Origin of the sequence: Chryseotalea sp. WA131a (assembly GCA_025370075.1) — a bacterium.
Classification (GTDB): Bacteria; Bacteroidota; Bacteroidia; order Cytophagales; family Cyclobacteriaceae; genus ELB16-189.
In genome coordinates this window covers 610,741-630,354 of record CP073016.1, presented here as the reverse complement: position 1 = coordinate 630,354, position 19,614 = coordinate 610,741, and the positions used below count along the sequence as shown (strand labels likewise).

At 42.2% G+C, this 19,614-nt stretch carries 15 protein-coding genes and 1 other RNA gene; 9 read left to right on the top strand and 7 right to left on the bottom strand.

What is annotated here, in order from left to right; translation table 11 throughout:
* The first annotated feature begins 34 nt into the window (after positions 1-34).
* Both KA713_03005 and thrC read left to right on the top strand, forming a co-directional pair.
* Positions 35-976 carry a homoserine kinase gene (locus tag KA713_03005; protein ID UXE69008.1) on the top strand — a complete coding sequence of 314 codons (942 nt, stop codon included), beginning with the start codon at positions 35-37 and terminating at the stop codon, positions 974-976.
* A gap of 38 nt (positions 977-1,014) precedes the next feature.
* Entirely contained in the window at positions 1,015-2,313 is a 1,299-nt protein-coding gene (gene thrC, locus KA713_03000; protein UXE67589.1) for a threonine synthase, read from the top strand.
* A 206-nt stretch (positions 2,314-2,519) separates the two neighbouring features.
* On the opposite strand, the gene KA713_02995 is transcribed toward thrC, so the two are convergent.
* The 3 genes from KA713_02995 to KA713_02985 form a co-directional block, all read right to left on the bottom strand.
* Positions 2,520-2,774 carry a 30S ribosomal protein S20 gene (locus KA713_02995; protein UXE67588.1) on the bottom strand — a complete coding sequence of 85 codons (255 nt, stop codon included), beginning with the start codon at positions 2,772-2,774 and terminating at the stop codon, positions 2,520-2,522.
* Between the two features lie 757 nt (positions 2,775-3,531).
* The gene (locus KA713_02990) at positions 3,532-4,452 is read right to left on the bottom strand and encodes an SUMF1/EgtB/PvdO family nonheme iron enzyme (protein UXE67587.1); all 921 of its coding nucleotides are present in this window, start codon (positions 4,450-4,452) and stop codon (positions 3,532-3,534) included.
* A 9-nt stretch (positions 4,453-4,461) separates the two neighbouring features.
* Positions 4,462-5,949, bottom strand: a complete 1,488-nt coding sequence (locus tag KA713_02985) for an outer membrane protein transport protein (protein UXE67586.1) — start codon at positions 5,947-5,949, stop codon at positions 4,462-4,464.
* 139 nt (positions 5,950-6,088) lie between these two features.
* Here KA713_02985 and KA713_02980 point away from each other — a divergent pair, with 139 nt between their 5' ends.
* The 6 genes from KA713_02980 to KA713_02955 all read left to right on the top strand — a co-directional run bounded on the left by KA713_02980 (position 6,089) and on the right by KA713_02955 (position 15,097).
* Entirely contained in the window at positions 6,089-6,439 is a 351-nt protein-coding gene (locus KA713_02980) for a PadR family transcriptional regulator (protein ID UXE67585.1), read from the top strand.
* Positions 6,440-6,622: 183 nt separating this feature from the next.
* The gene (locus KA713_02975) at positions 6,623-9,052 is read left to right on the top strand and encodes a PspC domain-containing protein (protein UXE67584.1); all 2,430 of its coding nucleotides are present in this window, start codon (positions 6,623-6,625) and stop codon (positions 9,050-9,052) included.
* Positions 9,053-9,388: 336 nt separating this feature from the next.
* Positions 9,389-10,792 (top strand): MBL fold metallo-hydrolase, encoded by a 1,404-nt coding sequence (locus KA713_02970; GenBank protein ID UXE67583.1) that lies wholly within the window; start codon positions 9,389-9,391, stop codon positions 10,790-10,792.
* Positions 10,793-10,895: 103 nt separating this feature from the next.
* Entirely contained in the window at positions 10,896-11,993 is a 1,098-nt protein-coding gene (locus KA713_02965) for a DUF1624 domain-containing protein (protein UXE67582.1), read from the top strand.
* 327 nt (positions 11,994-12,320) lie between these two features.
* On the top strand, positions 12,321-12,608 hold the full coding sequence (locus KA713_02960; GenBank protein UXE67581.1) for a hypothetical protein: 288 nt from the start codon (positions 12,321-12,323) through the stop codon (positions 12,606-12,608).
* Between the two features lie 212 nt (positions 12,609-12,820).
* Complete coding sequence (locus KA713_02955; protein UXE69007.1) at positions 12,821-15,097, top strand: transketolase; 2,277 nt, start codon at positions 12,821-12,823, stop codon at positions 15,095-15,097.
* A 13-nt stretch (positions 15,098-15,110) separates the two neighbouring features.
* Here the strand turns inward: KA713_02955 and KA713_02950 are convergent, their stop codons facing one another.
* Complete coding sequence (locus KA713_02950; protein UXE67580.1) at positions 15,111-15,875, bottom strand: hypothetical protein; 765 nt, start codon at positions 15,873-15,875, stop codon at positions 15,111-15,113.
* 20 nt (positions 15,876-15,895) lie between these two features.
* On the opposite strand from KA713_02950, the gene KA713_02945 reads away from it, so the two are divergent.
* Entirely contained in the window at positions 15,896-16,897 is a 1,002-nt protein-coding gene (locus KA713_02945; GenBank protein UXE67579.1) for an acyl transferase, read from the top strand.
* 211 nt (positions 16,898-17,108) lie between these two features.
* Here KA713_02945 and KA713_02940 read toward each other — a convergent pair whose 3' ends face one another.
* The 3 genes from KA713_02940 to KA713_02930 form a co-directional block, all read right to left on the bottom strand.
* The gene (locus KA713_02940) at positions 17,109-18,269 is read right to left on the bottom strand and encodes a sigma-54-dependent Fis family transcriptional regulator (protein UXE67578.1); all 1,161 of its coding nucleotides are present in this window, start codon (positions 18,267-18,269) and stop codon (positions 17,109-17,111) included.
* Positions 18,270-18,360: 91 nt separating this feature from the next.
* Positions 18,361-18,766, bottom strand: an RNA gene (rnpB, locus tag KA713_02935) — RNase P RNA component class A.
* Between the two features lie 444 nt (positions 18,767-19,210).
* Positions 19,211-19,609 carry a hypothetical protein gene (locus KA713_02930; protein ID UXE67577.1) on the bottom strand — a complete coding sequence of 133 codons (399 nt, stop codon included), beginning with the start codon at positions 19,607-19,609 and terminating at the stop codon, positions 19,211-19,213.
* Positions 19,610-19,614: the final 5 nt, after the last annotated feature.

Genomic DNA, 19,614 nt, shown 5'->3' with positions numbered 1-19,614 from the left:
TTACTGCCGACTACCTACTTCTAACAACTGTATGATGAATAGAGTACACGCCATCGCTCCCGCCACCGTTGCCAACGTGTGTTGTGGTTTTGATATTTTGGGTTTTGCGGTAGATGCACCTGGTGATGAGGTGGTCGTTACGCGCACTGAAAAGGCAGGTGTTGAGCTTATTAAAATTACAGGAGATGGCGGAAGACTTCCGATGGAAGCAAATCGCAATACTGCCTCCGTAGCAATTCAATCTTACTTGGCAGCCATCTGTAGAAACGATGTGGGCGTTACGGTCGAGCTTCATAAAAAACTTCCCCTTGGCAGTGGCATGGGTTCGAGTGCCGCTAGTGCCGTAGCAGCTTTAGTGGCCATCAATCATTTGATGGGCGAGCCATTCACCAGAATAGAGCTTCTACCACACGCCATGGAAGCCGAGCGCATTGCTTGCGGTGCAGCACATGCAGACAATGTTGCGCCCTCACTGCTTGGTGGCTTTGTGTTGATCCGCGATTATCATCCGTTAGATGTAGTGAAAGTGCCGACTACTTTAGCTTTGTATGCTACACTTGTTCACCCGCAGCTAGAAGTAAAAACGGAAGACTCACGAAAAATTTTACGCTCTACACTCAGCCTGCACGATACCATCACACAATGCGGCAACGTAGCAGGGTTGATGGTAGGCTTAAGTACTGCAGATGGTGCGCTGATCGGGCGATCGTTAAAAGATGTAATTGCCGAACCCGTGCGTTCCGTTTTCATTCCCGGATTTGAAGAGGTGCGAGAACAAGCGAAGAATGCTGGTGCGTTGGGGAGTGGTATTTCTGGTTCTGGACCTACGCTGTTTGCATTGAGTACTTCGCATGACATTGCACAGCGCGTGGGCGAAACCATTCAAGAAGTTTTTAGGCGACATCTGCTGGCGAGTGAAGTTTTTATATCTAAAATCAATCAACAGGGAGCGAGAATACTTAGCTACGAGCTGTGAATAATAAGCTCGAAGCTCAAAAATTTCAAACTAATAAAATGCACTATTACAGCACCAACAACATCCATCATCGGGTAAGTTTAAAAGAAGCAGTTCTTCAAGGTCTTGCGCCAGATAATGGCCTATACATGCCCGAGCAGATTCCTGTTTTATCAAAATCCTTTATTGAAAATCTATCTCACCTTTCGTTTCAAGAAATCGGCTTTGCTGTTGCAAAGAATTTAATTGGCGATGATTTGCCCGAAGAAGAATTAAAACGAATTGTTGACCACAACATTCAGTTTGATGCGCCACTGGTGGAGATTGAAAAAAATATTTTTTCGTTGGAGTTGTTTCATGGCCCTACCCTTGCGTTTAAAGATTTTGGTGCTCGCTTTCTATCGGGCTTGCTTGGCTACTTTGCCAAGCAGCAAGAAAAGGAAATTACTATTCTGGTCGCTACCTCTGGCGATACTGGCAGTGCCGTGGCAAATGGGTTCTACAATGTATCGGGCACACGAGTGATTGTGCTCTATCCGTCAGGTAAAGTCAGCGAGATTCAAGAAAAGCAATTTACTACCCTTGGCGGAAACATTACAGCCTTGGAAATTGATGGCACGTTTGACGACTGCCAGCGGCTTGTGAAGCAAGCGTTTATAGATGAAGACTTAAAGCAAAAACTATTCTTAACCTCTGCCAATTCCATCAACATAGCGCGATTGATTCCACAATCATTTTATTACTTCTATGCTTTCGCTCAGCTAAACGAAAAACAAAAGCAAGTGGTATTTTCCGTTCCTTCTGGGAATTTCGGAAACCTAACGGCAGGCTTGTTGGCCAAACGAATGGGTTTGCCGATTCATCAATTCATTGCGGCCACCAATCAAAATGATATTGTCCCAGAATACCTTACGACAAAATTGTTTTCACCACGACCTTCGGTGCAAACCATCAGCAATGCGATGGATGTAGGCAACCCTAGCAACTTTGCGCGCATGTTGGATTTGTACCAAAACAATTTTGAAGGCTTATCAAAGGATGTGGTAGGTTGTCATTACTCCGATGAGCAAACTAGCGATGCCATGCGTGCTGTTTTCAAAAACAAAAACTACACCCTCGACCCGCAAGGGGCGATTGGTTATTTGGGTTTGAAAGATTACCTAAAATCTAACACAAATGCCGTTGGCGTATTTTTAGAAACGGCCCATCCCGCAAAATTCAAAGAAACTGTTCAAGCAGCCATTGGTACTGCTGTTTCCATTCCCGAACGATTACAAAACTTTTTGGTTGGTAAAAAGAAATCGATAAGAATGGGGAAAGAGTTTGGGGAATTGAAAGAGTTTTTGATTTGTTTATAAAACCTCATAAGGTTTCAACATATTCCATACATTGAAAGTATTCAGAACCTTCGAGGTGCTCTGTTTTTTATCTTTCACCTCTCATTTGAAGTGGAATGTGCGTGAGATGGCAACTGCTGACAGCACGGCTGCCACCCCAAAACCAATCATAAAAAAACCCTCCCCAGCCGAAGCCAAGGAGGGAAAAATAAAAATGCTCTATCGAATTAAGCGATCGCTTTTACGCGCTTCGTTAATTTGCTCTTTTGGTTGGCGGCCTTCTTCCAATGAATGATGTTCTTTTTCGCCAATTTATCTAGCATGCCGCTTACTTCTTTCAACAAAGCTTCTGCTTCGTCTTTTTTAGTAGTGCCCAACAATTTCTTCACGCTGGTGCGAGTAGTTTTCATCTGGTAGCGGTTTCTTACGCGCTTGGTCTCATTTGCCCTAATTCTTTTCTCTGCTGATTTGTGATTTGCCATAATGGTTTTTTGAAACGGAGTGCAAAAATAACGGCAATTGCTTGATTTGCAAGGCCACGACTGTCATTTCTTTACAATTTTCCCATCAAACAGAAGCCACGTATTAAGACCCAGATAACTTGGACGGGTTCAAATTCGGTGAGCAACTCTATTTTGTTTGTTCGCAGAGTCGATTTGCAGCGTTTTTATGACGGTTTCAACATTTTTTGCCACCAAGGCAACCTCTAACGGAAAGCGGTAATACAGGCCTTTGTTGATCTGGTTAACCTCAAGCTTAAGTAGGGTGTTCTTCGTGATTCGTGCTCGGTAATGGTTATAGGCCAAAGTAAACTTTTAACACCTGAGCCTATTTCAACTTAAAACGGGGTATTATCCACAGATTCCGACAAAACATCTCTTGAAATCCATTTTATCAATCATTTTCTTGAGCATGAGTATGCCCGATCAAGGGGTGATTTCTTTATCGGCAAATTCGATTTTATAGTCCATGTGTTTTGTCCGAAAACCTGACCGAATTTAAGGCTTCTTCTTATAGAACTTAAAACGCTGATTATCTTATCCTTTCGAAGCATTTCCTCCAATGAAAGCCATTAAACCTTTTCTGATGACAATTTTGGGTTAAATAAAAATCCGTGATCCTTACCATAAAATTATAGTCACCTTAGCCTCAACCAAAAAACCGAAACTGATTTATAGGCTAACCTAAAATGAATGATTCAAATTTGATTCAAACAGTAATCTATAAATCTGTGGCCATTCACTTCAAGTACAACGCAAAAAACTTTTCAATCTCTTCGTTACTTGGTTGAACCAATGGCCGTACAATTCTAAACCCCACAAACATGCCATCTGTGAGCCACCACTTGCTTTTTGGGATTTGCGGGTCGCGCTTGTTCCAATCAGCCGAAGAAGCCAGTCGATTCGAACAACGTAGCTCGGTTGCCTTGTCCATGTACGAACCTCCTCTTACGGTTTTAGGGTATTTTGAAACTGGTGGATTGACGGGGTCTTTATTACCCATCTTTGAAAGATAATCTGGGTTATATTGATCAAGCGTCCACTCGCTCAAATTACCAAGCATGTCGTACAAACCAAACGCATTTGGTTTCTTCTCTCCCACGTGGTGAAATTTTCCCTCACTGTTGTCTTTGAAATACCCATGTTCAATCAAAACTTTTGCATCAATTGAAATGGCGGGGCTGTTCGCCTTGCAGGCATACTCCCATTCCGCTTCGGTGGGCAAACGAAAAAAGATGCCAGTTTTAGAGTACAGCCATTTGCAATACATCAGCGTTGCTGTTTGGCTCATACTGTTCGTAGGATGATTCGCATCGCGCCCCATGCCCCATGTTAAGTCGATGTATTGGGGAGTAGCGCGTGTGATGCCATCCGGATTTTTGCCTTGAGGCAATTGCGTGTCCTTAAAATAGAGATCCCATTCACCAAAAGTTACTTCTTTGGTGCCCATCCAAAAAGCAGATACTTCCACTTCTTTCACAGGACTTTCATCATTGTTGGCCATGATGTTTTTGCTGCCCATCTGAAATTTACCCGGTGGGATGGCCGCCATTTGAAAATTAATTTTTGCTCCGGGGATGGTTTGGGTATAGGCTTTAAAGTCTTGTGCAAAAGAAAGGTTGGTTAAAAAGAAAAAAATGAGGGCAATGAAATTCTTCATTTTTATGATTTAGTTTTCAGACCTGACACGCAGGGTGTAACCGAGCAATACTCCAAAAGAATAGTAACTGGCAGTAGTTGTTAGTTTCTGCCCTAGCAAGAAAGTATTTTCTGTAGGCTGGTCGAAGTTAGCGAACTGACGAATGTTGCCATCATTGGCCCACGAATAGGTAATACCAATACTTAAATCTCTCCTTTCTTGTTTTAGTGTGGCTCCAAGCACAACATGATATACATCCCATGATGAAATGTCTAAGTTAAGCGGGTTGTTATTAATGGTACGACCGTTTCGGTCGGTAATGCGTTGGTCAAACGCCTTATCGTAAAAAGATCTATTGGTACGGAAGCCAGTGCTCAGACTTAGCCTATCGCTGATAGAACGTTCGGCACCTATTGCAAAATTGATGATCGATTTATTGGACGCATTCACTTCTAAAAATTTCTTGCCATCCAGTTGCAAAGTGGTTGGGCGTTTAAAAAGATTGTCTTGGGGCGACATAATATTGTAAAGCGAAACACTTCCAAACCATTCGGCAGAAGCAGCCACCAAAAAGTCAGTTCCTTTGTATGCAAAACCAGCAGAAATAGAGAGTGGGGTATTATAGGTGGTAGCAAGTTTTTCTTGACGGTCGTTGGCAGCAATATTAGACCGCACTAGTATGGGTGGCTTGTTTGGATTCGGCTCGATATTGACTTGGAGATTATTAGCCACAATATCGCGTGCAATCGTTCCGCTACCAGCTAACCCTATGCTTGGTAGCAGCACGGCAACACCTGCCGACCATTTACCGGAAGAAAAACCAACTCCAATTTTAGCAGTATAGCGAAGGTTGGTGTATTCAATACTTTGTGATTCGCTTGTGCTAACCAAACTCGCCTGCGAGTTATTTAAAATCATTCGGCATAGCTCATTTTTGGTAAAGCTGAGCGACCGAAAGCTAAATTGATTGGTAAGCCCCACCGACCAATGGTCATTAATCTTATAGGCCAAAGCAAACGCACCTTGATTTTCAGACAAGCGTGTATAGATCGTAAACTGGCCTACATAATCTTCGGCACCAGGGCTTTCATTTCCGGCTGTTACAATATCTTTAAATCCATCTTCTCGAGCGGTAGCTTTGAATGTGAATTCAGAGGGAACGATAATCGCATAGCCCATGGTAAGCCTTCTTGGTTTTTTCTTGCGTATCATCCCCGAAAGGGTAATGGGAACAGCAGAAAATTGATTGCTGATAACATCTTGCCCAGGGCCTGCACCATTTTTGGCAGTGATGTTCACAATTTGATAAATATTGGAGTTAATGGAAATGGAAGTACTTTTTACAAAACTCAACAAGGCAGGATTGTAAATAACGGAAGTATTGTCTTCGAGTCCGCCCACGGCTGGGCCACCCATCAGCACAGCCTTGGTGCCATAGCGATATGTCCAGTAATGTGTGTCCTGAGCAAAAATCTGTACAGAAACGAACACAAAGCTCATCGCGAAGAGAAGTCTCATGAAAATTTTTGTTTAGTAGAAACCTTCAATATAGCCCAAAATCGAGGTTTTAAAAATATATTTGAAAATAATGGGCAGTACTTGGCCATACATAGTACTTGTGGCGTATAAGTTGCCAAGTAAGGGAAAAACGTGCTGTATGAACTTAGAGAACACTCAAATACAAATGCGGAAGGGGATTTTAGAATTCTGCATTCTCCATATTATTTCACGTGGTGAAGTGTATGCTTCCAATATGTTGGATGAACTAACTTCGGCCAAAATGATTGTGGTAGAAGGTACTTTGTATCCGTTGCTGACGCGATTGAAAAATGCAGGGCTGCTGGAATATAAATGGGTGGAATCAAAATCGGGGCCACCGAGAAAATATTACAAGCTGACCGATGATGGCACGGATTTTTTGAAAGGATTGACGGACACATGGGATGAATTGGTGCGGTCGACTGATGCAGTGAGGGGGAAGCAGGAAATAGTAGGCAGTGGGCAGTAGGCAGTTGGCAGTCCTCGTTCGCAAAAGCTACGGATGATAAACAGGTAGTGGGTAATTAAAGAGTAGTTGATAACAGGTATTCGGTGAACGGTATTCAGTAATCATAACAAAGGTTAAATTTTTTAGGTAGCGATTCTATATTCTAACTTCTGACTTCTATATTCTAAATTCTTCTCAGTTAATATGAAAAAGAACATCAGCATCAACATCAGCGGCATCATCTTTCACATAGAAGAAGACGGATACGATGCCCTTCGCAAATACTTGGATTCTATCAATCAGTATTTTGGTTCGTTTCAAGACAGCAGCGAAATTTTGGCTGACATTGAAAACCGCATTGCCGAAATTTTTCTGGCAAAGCTGAACGATGGCAAGCAAGTAATTACCTATGAAGATGTGGAAGGTTTGATGGCCACCATGGGTAACGTGAGCGACTTCAAAGCTGCGGAAGAACAGGATTTTGAAGAGCAGCCCAATGAGCGAAGAAAAGAAAGAGAAACATCAACCCGTTCGGAGTCGAGTTATGCCACGGCCAACAAGAAATTGTATCGCGACCAGCGCAGGAAAATTTTAGGTGGTGTGTGCGGTGGCTTTGGCCATTATTTTAATGTAGACCCTGTGTGGCCGCGCGTGCTGTTTGCTCTCTTGATTTTCGGTAGCGGTGGCGTATTGCTTTTAGCGTACATCATTTTGTGGATTGTGATTCCGGCCTCTGATTCACTGGACGAACAAACGAGCATTAAAAAAATGTATCGCGACCAAGAAAAGAAAGTGCTGGGCGGTGTGGCGAGTGGCGTGGCGGCCTTCTTTGGTGGCGATGTTACAGTAATACGATTGCTATTTATCGTGCTCTTCTTCGCGGGTGGTTTCGGTTTGCTTCTTTACATCATCTTATGGATAGCCTTGCCCGAGGCTAAAACCATTACCGAGAAAATGGAAATGCAAGGCGAACCGGTTACGCTTTCAAATATTGAGTCGACTGTAAAAAAAGGTATTAACGAAAAAGGTGAAGAAGAAAGCGCGCTTGCAAAAATAATTTTGTTCCCTTTTCGGTTGATAGCTGCTGCCATTACAGCCATTGGTAAAGTGCTTGGGCCACTGGTGCGCTTGTTGGTGGATGTAATACGAATTTTCATCGGGTTGCTATTCGTACTGCTTGGTTTGGCGCTTTTGATTTCTGTTGTGCTATCGTTTGGCGTGTTCTTCGGATTGTTTACATCCAACCTGCTCCCCGCCTCGTGGGGTGGCGAGTTGCAAGGGTTAAGTTTGCCAATGGATGCCATCCGCAATACCTTTCCGGTGTGGCTCTTTGTAACCGCGTTTATTGCGTTGCTGATTCCGTGCTTAAGCTTTATCCTTTCGGGAAGTTCGGTAATTGCGAACCGAAAAATTGTGGGCGCACCGGTGGCGTGGAGTTTTGGGGGATTGTTTTTTATCTGTGCCATTATTTTGGCGATAAATATTCCGCGCATTGTTTATTCCTTTAAAGAAGATGCGGAATACAAAACCGAAAAAGCATTCGACTTAGGTAACAAGACTTTGGTGATGAAAGTGATCGAAACGGGGTTGGATGATTACCGTGTTACAGATTTGACTTTGCGTGGATACGATGGCAAAGAAATAAAATTGGTGCAGCGATTTATTTCGCAAGGAGCTACTCGCAAAAGCGCCATTGAAAATGCACAAATGGTGGAGTACCGTGTAAACCAAAAAGACAGTGTGCTAGAATTTGACAGCAATATCACCTTTAAGAAAAATGCCAAGTTTCATGCGCAACGATTGGAAATGGTTTTGTACCTGCCCTATCATCAAAAATTTAAAGTGGAAAAAGAAATGTGGCGATTGATTGACAACTACAATCAGTACGACAATGATTCGGAAACTTTTTACAATGGCTATCAATATGCTGGCTACTACAATAGCGATGAGCAAACATGGGAAATGACCGAAAAAGGGTTGGAGTGCATTACCTGTCCTGAAAAGCCAAAATCAGAACAGGGGCTTGATGACAAAGACCAATACGGGCTAAAAGATTTTACCGAAGTGGAAGTGAAAGGGATTTTTGATTTGCGTATCAAACAAAGCGAACGGTTCTCCGTAGAGCTTGATGGCCCCGAGCGTGAAAAGAGAAAATACAAAGTGAACGTTTCAGGAGAGACGTTGGAAATTGATTATGAAAGCAGGGGAAGAACATTTTGGGAAAAAGACATTACAGAGGACCGTATAAAAATCACCATTTTACTTCCCTCACTTTCAAAATTAAAGATTACAGGTGCAGGCGAATTTAAAGTAATTGGCTTTGATGAAGAAGAACTAAACATTGCGCTGAAAGGCACCATGGTGGGCGATGCTGAACTAAAAGTGCAAAACCTAGATATTGAAATGACGGGGCCAATGGTTTTTGAATTGGATGGTGAAGGCCGTTTTTTGCAAGCCGAAGTAACCGGCCTGGCACAACTCAAAGCCGGCCAATACGAAGTGGAAGATGCAGTAGTGGAAGCAAAGAAACTAGGCCGTGCGCGGGTGAATGCCAGAAACACCTTAGAGATGGATACAGATGCTGTGAGTTCAATCAAGTATCAAGGAAGTCCCGAGGTGACCAGGAGGGATTGAGGTACTGTTCGACATTTATAACATCAAACGACAGATAAAATTGATTTTCAATCAAGCCAGTTACAAGCTACCAATACCTGCATAGGATTAGAAATCCATTTTATCCAGATTCGACATTGCAAATGTCCATTAGCAAGGTTCAGATAGGATAAGAAATACTTTTCATCCAAGTTTCTGTCCGCTTGTTAGTGACAGATGCCGAACAGCATAGTTCCTATGAAAGTCAAAATCAATTTGCTTTCCCTCCCCCCATTCGCTACTTTGAACTTGAATTGAAGATCATTTTCAAATCTTCAAATCAACAAATACTCAAATTGACATATTCAAATTGACTTTATGAATCTCACCATCAAATTTCTCGGGGCAGCACGCAGCGTTACCGGTTCTAAATATTTATTAGATGAGGGCGAACAACAGATTTTGGTGGACTGTGGACTCTTTCAAGGGCAAAAAGAATTGCGCCTTCGCAATTGGGACAAGCTACCGATCGATCCGGCAGAAATTGATGTGGTGGTGATCACCCATGCACACATCGACCACGTTGGTTATTTGCCAAGATTAGTAAAAGATGGTTTTTCAGGCAAAATCATTTGTACTCAAGCCACCGAAGACTTGATGAAAATCATGTTGCTCGATGCCGCCAAGCTACAAGAAGAAGAAGCCCTTTTTGCTTTCAAACGCGGTTACTCCAAACACAGCAAGCCCCAACCACTTTTTACCACCGAAGATGCTAAGACCGTGCTCATGCTGGTCGACAGCCATCCGCTGAAGCAAGAAATAAAATTAAACAAGCGCACGTCCATCAAATTTTATAACGCGGGTCACATATTAGGTGCGGCTTTTGTTGAGATGAAAGTGCGGGGCGATCGCGAAGAAAAGACAATCGTATTCTCGGGCGACCTTGGTCGCTACCACGACCCCGTGATGTTTGAACCTGAAGCCATTTCGCAAGCCGATGTGTTGGTAGTGGAATCTACGTATGGAAACAAAGTAAATCCGCAACAAGATGTTGAAGAACAACTGACCAAAATTGTAAAAGAAGCGATTGACCACAATGGCGCATTGGTGATACCGGCCTTTGCGGTGGGACGCACCCAAAGTTTGATCTACTATTTTAACAAACTCATGCAGGATGAAAAGATTCCAACGCTCCCCATTTACATCGATAGCCCCATGGCCATCAACGTAACGGATCTGTATGAGCGGCACGGAGGTTTGCACAAAATAATAGTAACACGGCAGGGCAGTCAATTGATGAGTATTTTTGACACGCCCAACATTCACTTTTGTAACACACGTGAAAGCTCAAAAGCACTGAACGAAATAAAGAAACCCATCATCATCATCTCCGCCAGCGGGATGGCCACCGGTGGGCGGATTTTACATCACCTCACCCATCGCTTACCGCGAACTACCGATACGGTTTTGTTTGCTGGCTACCAGGCAGAAGGCTCGCGTGGGCGCGATATTTTAGAAGGCGAAAAGTTTGTCAAAATATTTGGAGAGCAAATTCCGATCAATTGTCACGTGCGGGAAGTACACGGCCTGTCTGCCCATGCCGACCAAACCGAATTGCTTCAATGGCTCGATAACTTTACCAAAGCCCCAAAGAAAACGTTCATCACACATGGTGAAATTGAAAGTGCTACCGCCTTTGCCAAACTGATTGAAGAAAAGAAAGGGTGGAAGACGATCGTGCCGGAGTATTTGCAAAAAGATGTTTTGTTTGAAGGAATTTAAATTGAAATGTATGGTTACAAATTACGACTTACGATTTGCAAATCAGTAGTCGGTTTTACCATCAACCTAAATTGTAACTTGTAATCCTAATTTATAAATCTAAATGAGACTTTACTCCTTAGATGTTTTTCGCGGCATAACCGTGGCCGCCATGATTTTGGTCAACAACCCAGGCAGTTGGGACAGCGTTTACCCTCCCCTATTGCATGCCCATTGGCACGGTTGCTCACCCAATGATTTAATCTTTCCATTCTTTCTCTTTATTGTCGGAGTGTCGATTCACTTTGCATACCAACCAAAACTGAGTGAGGGGCTAACAAAAAAAAATCTTCTAAAAATAATCAGACGCGTGCTCATCATCTTTTTGTTGGGGATGATGTTGGCCCTAGTACCGAAGTTCAATTTTTCAACCGTTCGTATTCCCGGAGTATTGCAACGCATCAGCGTGGTGTTTTTATTTTGTTCATTGATTTATTTCAAAACCAATTGGCTTGCTCAAATTCGATTGGCATTAGTTTTATTGGTTGGTTACTTTGTATTGATGACGATGGTACCCGTGCCCGGGATTGGCGCAGCAAACCTAGAACCTGAGACAAACTTAGGCGCTTGGCTTGATCGCATTTTGCTTAACGGTCACTTGTGGGCGCAAAGCAAAACGTGGGATCCTGAAGGAGTGTTGAGTACCGTTCCAGCCATTGCCACTGGCATTATCGGCATGCTAACAGGCCAATTGTTTTCTAAAATTTCTGAACCCGTAGAAAAAGTAACCTGGTTATTTTTCGTTGGTGCCTTGCTTATCGTGTGCGGCTTAGCGTGGGGCTTGGTTTTCCCTATCAACAAAGCCTTGTGGACGAGCAGCTATGTTCTTTACACAGCAGGAATTGCCATGCAATTTTTGGCCGCGTGTTATTGGCTAATTGATGTGCAAGGAATAAAAAAATGGTCAACGCCTTTTATTTATTATGGCACGAATGCGATTTTCGTTTTTGTTGCTTCGGGGCTATTGGCAAAAATATTACTTCGGATAAAGGTAGGGGAAGGCGAAAATGCCATTTCATTATGGTCGGTGATTTATCAAAACGTTTACGCCAGTTGGCTCAGCCCCAAAAACGCCTCCTTGGGTTTTGCCATTACACTTATTCTTTTCTTTTTGTTAATTCTTTGGCAGATGTATAAGCGAAAGGTTTTTGTGAAGGTATAGTGTGTGGGGTGTACGAAAGTTTTGCATTAGTTAAAATTAGGGTTTTTGATCAAGCTCTTGACTCTTTCTCATTCGTACAAAATTCAAAATTTAACAAAATGAAATGGCTGATTAGTATTTTGCTTTCGGTAATATTTGTTTTGGGAGGGATTTACTGTTCAATTTTTGAAGGCATTTATCTTCTTTACTATAAAGAAGAAACTGCCGATTCTGTATCCATGGTGTTGCTTAGCTTTCCGCTTGTTTGGTTTGTTATTGCTGTATTTAGGGACCAATACAAATATTCCCCGCGTTCAGAGAGGTTTCATCGTTCACTGATCAATTCAGGTGCGTTACCAATTCAGCATTTGGATAACCGGTTATCAGTTGTATTCCCTCGGGCCGTATCCATTCGCCTATCGCACAGGTTCGCCTACCGATAAAATTTTGGTCGAAGTTTTTGAAGTCACCAATTTAGAGACCGAACAAACCATTCATCAAATCGAAATGGAGGCAGGTTACTTTCTGGATACTATCACCATCGATGGGCAATCCGTGAAAATTTATTTATACGAAAACAAGGCAGACTATCCTTTCGTTTTTGGTGGCGACTGGGTCAAATTCTTTCGCGGGTAGATTGTTTGTCATTATTTTATTTCGGATATTTTAATTTCTTTGAGGGGTGAATTGTTTTTCTCTACTTTACAACATAATTCCGCAATCGAGTGAACGAAACGAAAACAGATTTCCCAAAAGTTTCTTCGAAAAAAGCGCAAGTCGTATTGGCCGATTATAGATTGGCGTGCGAAAGCCGCGAGGCCAGCTTGCTGGGTCGCAAGGAAGTTTTTATGGGCAAAGCCAAATTCGGAATTTTTGGCGATGGTAAAGAAGTGGCTCAGTTGGCGATGGCCAAAGTATTTAAGCCAGGTGATATCCGCTCGGGCTACTACCGCGACCAAACCTTTATGCTCGCTATTGGCGGAATGAATCTTCATCATTACTTCGCTCAATTGTATGCGCATACTGATGTAGAAGCAGACCCAGCAACCGCAGGCAGGTTGATGAATGGCCACTTCGCTACCCGCATGCTCAACGAGGCGGGCGAATTAAAAGCCATTTCAAAATTAAAAAACAGCAGTGCCGATATTTCTCCTACCGCTTCGCAAATGCCGCGGCTGGTGGGCTTGGCCTATGCCTCCAAACTTTTTCGAAACAACCCTGAATTAAATTCATATACCGATTTAAGCACCAACGGAAACGAAATTGCTTTTGGTACAATTGGCAACGCTTCTACTTCAGAAGGAATGTTTTTCGAAGCCATCAACGCAGCGGGCGTCCTTCAAGTGCCCATGCTGATTTCTGTGTGGGACGATGACTACGGCATTTCAGTTCCCAAAGAATACCAAACCACAAAAGGCAGCATCTCAAAAATTTTAGCAGGCTTTCAACGAGATAATAAAGACAAGGGCTTTGAAATTTTAACGGTAAAAGGTTGGGATTACCAAGCGCTCTGCAAAATGTACGAAAAGGCAGAAAAAATTTGCCGTGAGGAGCATGTACCTGTGTTGGTGCATGTGGTTGAGATGACGCAGCCACAAGGACATTCTACATCAGGCAGCCATGAGCGATACAAATCAAAAGAGCGATTGGCGTGGGAAAATGAATTTGATTGCTTGCGCCAAATGCGCAAGTGGATGGTTGAACAAGGTGTCGCAACAGAAGGCGAATTGGATGAATTGGAAAAAGAGGCAAAGGCAACCGCTAAAAAGATAAAAGACGAATCGTGGAAAGCTTTTAACAAAACCATTCAGCAAGAGCAAAAGGAATTGGTGAGTTTGTTAGAGAGATGTGAAGAAGAGCATAGTGAAGTAAGAGCAATTGTAGAAACGCTCAATAAAACCATCAACCCCGTTCATTACGATTCGATGAAAGCGGCCAAAGCAGCGCTTCGTGCATTGGCCGGGAAAAATTCTGCAATCAAAGATTCTGCGAAAGAATGGGTACAAAAAGTTTCGAATGCTAATTATGGCCGATTTAATTCGCATTTGTTTAGCCAGTCGACAGAATCTGCTTTTCAAGTACTGGGAATTGCAGCACAGTATTCAGATAATTCATTGTTGGTAGACGGCCGCGAAGTATTGCGTGCTTGTTTTACGGAAGCACTAAAGCGCGATCCGCGCATTTTAGCTTTTGGCGAAGATGTAGGCAAGATCGGAGATGTGAACCAAGGCTTCGCTGGCTTGCAAGAAAAGTTTGGAGAGTTGCGCGTTACTGACACCGGTATTCGTGAATGTACGATTGTTGGGCAAGGAATTGGTTTGGCCTTGCGTGGATTAAGGCCAATAGCGGAAATTCAATATTTGGATTATTTACTATACGCCATTCAAATTTTAAGTGATGATTTAGCCAATCTTCAGTACCGCACCAAAGGTGGACAAAAAGCTCCGCTGATTGTGCGTACGCGCGGTCATCGTCTCGAAGGCGTGTGGCATGCAGGTTCGCCTATGGGCATGATTTTGAATAGCTTGCGTGGCATGTTGGTGTTGGTTCCTCGCAACATGGTGCAAGCGGCTGGTTTTTATAATACGTTATTCAAATCGGATGACCCTGCCTTGGTGATTGAGTGTTTGAATGGCTATCGCCTCAAAGAAAAATTACCCGATAATGTAGGTGAGTTTTGTATACCGATTGGCGAGCCGGAAATTTTGCAAGAAGGAAATGATGTTACCATTGTTACCTACGGGTCTATGTGCCGTATTGTGATGGATGCCGCCAATGAATTAGATAACAAAGGCATTTCATGCGAAGTGATTGATGTGCAATCGTTGTTGCCGTTTGATATTCACCACACCATCGTTGCGTCACTAAAGAAAACCAACCGCATTGTATTTGCAGACGAAGATGTGCCCGGAGGAGCTACCGCTTTTATGATGCAACAAGTGTTGGAAGTACAAAAAGGCTATCAATATTTAGATTCTGCCCCTCTCACGATTACGGCCAAAGAGCACCGCCCTGCTTATGGCTCGGATGGCGATTACTTTTCTAAACCCAATCCGGAAGAGATTTTTGAGAGTGTATATGCGATGATGAGTGAGGTGAATTCGGGAAAGTATAACCCCCTTTAGTATCCATAACTTATCAACCGTCTCGTCTAATGGACGACAGCGTGTAAGGACCAATAGATAATTTATTACTTTTATGGTAAGCCCTATCTTGAATGGTTATGTCCATTTTAAATCTTTTAACGCCTAAGATTACATCGTATCCAATAGATTTCATCCGATAATTTAGATTGCCATCCAAAGGTGCTTTTTTTCCTGGGTCTGTTGAGAGGACTGGAAACCTTCCGTTAAATCCAGATAGAAGACAATCTGGAAATGTGAAGAAGGTTTCAGAATTAAAACGATTGAATGTGCCAGTACCATCATCTATAAACAAGTCAATGAAAATATTATAGTAATTTGGATTGTATTCTGTATAAACAATGTCCTTTACTACATCAGCCACCTTTCTTTGTTCCCAGTTTGAGCAGTTCAATGAGGGAAAAGGACTTCCATTCGGAAGCCGAACGTTTGGATTATTCTTGACATAATCGGCATCTACGAGAGTAACAGAAGGAAATCTTTTAAGCGTGAAATCTGAAATAAATTGATTTTGTCTTGTGAGATAATATTGCAGTACGAACGAAGTATCTGTTTGAAAACTGTCATCTAAGCCCAAATCGCCATCACCGTCTTTAAAGGTTATATCCAATACAATAGCAGGCAAGTCATCAGAAGGCTTCTCATAACCAATTTTTACAAAACTAATTTCAGGAACAACAGGATAGTTTGGCGCGGTAAAGCAACCATCCAATCCTACAATCACCAAAAAAACCAATACCGAAACAACTATCGACCTCATTTTTCTACCTTTGCTTATTGATGAAGGAACGCTTCCATTCCATAAAAAGTTTTACTGATGCCATCTCTTCGGTAAACGTAAACAACTTTCAGGATATTGCACTTTCGTTGTTTCAATTTCAAGCGATCCACAATCCCATCTACCAATCGTTTCTAAACTACCTGGGAGTATACCCAACAAAGATAACAGCAATTGACCAAATACCATTTTTGCCCATCGGCTTTTTTAAATCGGGGATGGTGAAAACTGGTAACTGGCGGCCAAGCACCATATTTACCAGCAGCGGCACTACTGGCATCACCACTAGCCAACATGCCATAAATGATATTGGTTTCTACCTTCAGCATGCTACCCAGATTTTTGAACGTGTATATGGTAGCCTCAAAGATTACCATATTTTGGCTTTGTTGCCTTCATATTTAGAGCGCCAAGGGTCATCGCTCATTGCCATGATGGAGCATTTTATAAGACGAACGGAGTCGACTCATTCTGGATTTTACCTTTACAATCAAGATGAATTTATATCAAAAGCCGATTTCCTAAAAAATGACAAACGTAAAGTAATGGTATGGGGTGTTTCATTTGCTTTGCTCGATTTAGCAGAAAAAAACCAGGTGGATTTAAGCAAAGCAATTGTAATGGAAACCGGAGGCATGAAAGGAAGACGAAAAGAATGGGTGCGCGAAGAGCTACATCAATTTTTATGCGCGCGGTTCAATGTAAAATCTATCCACTCTGAGTATGGAATGACAGAATTGCTTTCGCAGGCTTATTCGCATGGCGCTGGCCTTTTTGAATCTCCAAATTCCTTGAAAATTGTAATTAAAGACTTGAATGACCCTTTCCAAACCTTGGAGACCGGCAAAACGGGCCTTATTTCAATAATAGATTTGGCCAATGCCCACTCTTGCGCTTTTATTCAAACCCAAGATTTAGGCAGGATTACCCAAAACGGTTACTTTGAAGTACTTGGCAGAATGGATAACAGCGATGTTAGAGGGTGCAATTTGCTGGTTGGATAGCAAAATTTATCTCCAAACTGCATTTTTGAGTATTTTAGGTTTGTTTAGAATAAAAAGATTAATACTTTTGAAACTGTCAAAAACATTTATTATGAAAAGAATATTAGCTTTTTTACTCTTGGTTAGCTTCTTATCAGCTTGCACCCAATACACCTGCCCTACTTATAGCAACAAAGAAGTGAAGAAAACCACCGCCAATAGGATATAATTCCTACAGGTATTTTTCTACTTCTTTTTGGCTGATTATGGAATCACTCATAATGGCCAATCGTTCAACTACGTTCCTTAATTCGCGGATATTTCCTGTCCAATTATAAGCTTTAAGTGCTTTCATTGCCTTTTGGTCAATTTCTTTCTTCTTCCAACCATTTTCAGTAGATACATCGTTTAAAAATTTTTCAACTAATTCAGGAATATCTTCTGCCCGGTTATTTAACGATGGCACTTTGATCACCATTACGGCAATGCGGTGGTATAGATCTTCGCGAAATCTATTTTCCGCAATTTCTTTCTTCAAGTCTTTGTTGGTTGCGGCAATTACCCGCACATGAACAGGGATGTCCCGCTCCCCTCCCACACGGGTGATTTTGTTTTCTTGCAGTGCCCGCAATACTTTGGCTTGTGCCGAAAGACTCATATCCCCAATCTCGTCCAAAAACAACGTGCCGTTTTCAGCTTGCTCAAATTTACCGATGCGCTGCTTGATAGCAGATGTGAACGAGCCTTTCTCGTGCCCGAATAATTCACTCTCAATCAATTCGGATGGAATGGCTGCGCAGTTTACTTCCACAAATTCAAATTTTGCCCGATTGCTTTTTTCATGAATTTGCCGAGCAACCAATTCTTTTCCTGATCCGTTTGGGCCAGTAATCAACACACGGGCATCCGTAGGAGCTACTTTTTCGATTGTCGATTTTATGTCTGCAAGCATGGGCGAGCTGCCAATCATTTCGTATTTGCCCGATACCTTTTTTTTCAGGTTGCGTGTTTCTTTTATCAAATTGTTTTTATCGAGTGCATTGCGCACCGTAATCAACAAGCGATTTAAGTCCGGTGGCTTCTGCAGAAAATCATAAGCGCCCATTTTGGTGGCATCTACAGCTAACTCGGTGGTGCCGTGTGCCGATATCATCACAAAGGTGGTAGTGATTCCTCTTTCTTTGGCTGCTTTTAGAACTTCCATGCCGTCCATCTTAGGCATTTTGATATCACATAATGCCAAGTCATAGGTTTCTGATTCCAATTTGGATAAACCTTCTGCACCATCTTTGGCTTCGTCAATAACAAGTGCGAGCTCTTTTTGGTCGGTTAAAATGTCTTTTAGTACCGCGCGGATGCTGGCTTCGTCTTCGATCAATAAAACTTTAGGCATAACTAGATTTTTGATGTGAGATGTTCGATTTGAGATTGCGTGAACTAAAAGGTCTCATATCTCAAAATCTATTATCTCGTGTCTACTTAAAAAATAATGCAAGCCTGTAAGCCGGGTTCTGTCGAGCCTACCTTTCGGCAGACAAGCCTTATCATTTATCTAGTGCGGATGTTGCCATACGCCTCTATCAGCCTACCCAATCCTGATCAACTGCATTGCTGCAATTAGAAGACGAGCCATCTTGTATCAGAACCTATTTGGCCTTTCAACCCGTAAGGTTTACCCTGCCACCAGTGTCTCCACTGGCGCGGTGGGCTCTTACCCCACCTTTTCACCTTTTCCCCATCCAGAACAAATCGGGACGGGGTAGTTTGTTTTCTGTGGCACTATCTATATCTCACTTTCGCGAGACTCTTCCTGTTAGGAAGTACGGTGCTCTTTGTTGCCCGGACTTTCCTTATCCCGCAAAAGCGGGACACGATAAAGCGGCTTGCATTGAGGCAAAGGTAGGAAAAGTGTAACGTTTTCTAGGATTTGATTTGATGACCAATTGAGATTGCCACTTTCGCTAAAACGAAGATTTGAATAGAATGATATAGTAATGTAAAATAATATAGAAAAGTGAATTGCAAGATACTGGATACTATAGGAAAATAGAGAATGAGTAGCCCAGTTAGAGTTAATTGAAAATAATTTAGAGTCTTAGATTCAAACTTATACTTCAATTGCCGCAGCAAAAAAAACCAGAAACATAGATTTAAGAAAATAATTATAAATGAATTCCAAAAGTCCAAAACGACATAGGTATCATGTAGTTGGATATCGACAGTATTGTTAATAAAAAAATTGAAGTGAGTTAAAAAACCAATCAGCAATATTGTCGTGAAACCTACAAGTATCACCCAACCGACTTCAATCCCAATACTTTTATTCATTACAGATTAATGAATATCACTGCCCGTCAATTTCATTTCATATTGGTCGGCCAAGTTGGCTACCTCTTGCAGCATTTCTTTGATGGTATCTTCTGATAAGGTATCTACCGCGGCCACCGCTTCGATTTGTAAGTAGTTTTGATCGATTACAAAACGGCAATAGTTAAAAAAAGCCGTTTGTTCCAACAACATTTTGTAATCAATAGAGGTGGAGGAAGAACATACTTTAGAGTGCAGCACAATGAGCTTGCGGTTATAAAGTTCATTTTTCTTAACCGTGCCAAGCACTGTTTGAAACCTTCCTCCTGATACGGGGATGATAATGATGGAGTGATCGGGGTCGTATTGAGTGTATTGCCCGCCAATGTGGTCGGCATACTTTTTCATCAGTTCATTCAAGTCCATACTGT